Source organism: Nocardiopsis ganjiahuensis DSM 45031, from assembly GCF_000341085.1.
GTDB lineage: Bacteria > Actinomycetota > Actinomycetes > Streptosporangiales > Streptosporangiaceae > Nocardiopsis > Nocardiopsis ganjiahuensis.
In genome coordinates this window covers 1-1,520 of the sequence record NZ_ANBA01000045.1, presented here as the reverse complement: position 1 = coordinate 1,520, position 1,520 = coordinate 1, and the positions used below count along the sequence as shown (strand labels likewise).

Sequence of the window (1,520 nt, the reverse complement as noted above, 5' to 3'; positions counted from 1 at the left end):
CGCGATGGTCGGTTGGCTGTTACTCGACATCTGTCGCCCTCTCGAAGCGGGCTCTGCAAGGGGTGCTCTGACAAGGGTGTCCGACGTGCCCCGTCCGGGGAAGGGGCCCGCCGGGCGGGATGCGGAATCTGATCGGTACCTCCTACGTAGGAAGAGACGCCCCGTGACCTGGACCGGTTCCCGGACGCCGGACCGGCTCGCCGGAGACCGGACCGCCGGGACCCGAGTACCTGCGGGCGGGGATCAGCAGCTGTTGTCCTGACTGTTCTGCCAGGTGACGTCGCGGACGGCGGTGTTCACGCCGCACGGGATCTCGACGAGTTCGGTGTCGACGAGCGTCAGGTCCTCGAAGGTGATGTCGGAGGTGTTGGCGAGTTCCGGCCGGGCCGCGATCCGGATACCGCCCGGACCGGCGACGGTGCCACCCCTGACCGTGACGTTGTGGCAGTTCTCGAACAGGGCGGAGTTGTCTCCGGTCTCCGCGATGTCGACGTTCTCGATCACGGCGCCGCCGCTCTCGGAGAGGCAGAAGATCCCGCGGCCGCCGCCGCGCGCGCGGACCTCGCCCACCCGGATGTTGGTGTCGTAGCCGCCGTCCAGATGACCGTTGCGGTTGGCCATGCGCAGGGCCGCGTACCCGGTGCCGGTGCCCGCTCCCTCGGCGTCGACCACATCGACGGTGGCGTTGACGGTGTCGTTGAGCATCAGCCCGGATTCGCCGGTGTCCCGGGCGGTGACCGTGCCGATGGTGAGACCGTCGACCCCGTAGGTCTCCACACCGTGGGTGCTGGTGCCGGAGACGTGGACGTCGTCGATCGTGATGTCGCGGGCCTCGCGTACCGATTCGTCGTCCCGGCTGTCGACGCGGACGCCGAGGCCGCCGGACAGGCGCAGGTCGACCTGCCCGAGGTGCACGTCCTGCGAGGTCTGGACGAAGACCCCGAAGTAGGGCGTCCCGGTCAGGGTCAGGTGGGGGACGGAGACGTCCCTGGCGTGACGGATCCGCACGGCGGCGTTGCCGTCGGCGGGGACACCGGTGACGTCGACGGTGCCGCAGACCTCCAGCGAGGTGTGGCTGGGCAGGTCGAGGGAGGTGTCGGCGGGCATCGCGCCGGATCCGCGCACGGCCACGCTCTGCTGTGCCGTACGGCCGGGGTCGAGGCTGTCGACCGCCGCGCGCATCGCTTCGAGCATGTCGCCGCCCTCGTAGACGACGTCGCGGCCGTTGCGCGATGTCCAGGTGTCGCCTTCCAGGTCGGCTTCGGCGTCGAAGGTCCCCTCACCGCAGGCGCCGGTGGCGGCGGCGGGTCCGTCGGCGTCGTCGGTGCGCAGGGACAACGCGACCACGACGGCCCCCACGGTCAGGACCGCCAGCGCGCCCGTACCCAGGGCCGCCAAGGTCTTCCCGGACTTCCGGCGCCGGTTCGCCGCCCCCCTGGATCCCCTCCTTCTGGTTACCGGTCCGTTGCCGTTGCGGCAGCGTTGGAGGAGGTCGAGGGCTTGGTCGGCGGTGAGCCGGT

1 protein-coding gene is annotated in these 1,520 nt (G+C 70.9%); it reads right to left on the bottom strand.

Annotated features, from left to right (window positions below; all coding sequences use genetic code 11):
- Positions 1–243: 243 nt before the first annotated feature.
- Positions 244–1,520: hypothetical protein (locus tag D458_RS0132640; RefSeq protein WP_394296606.1), on the bottom strand; the 1,277-nt coding region annotated here is incomplete at its 5' end.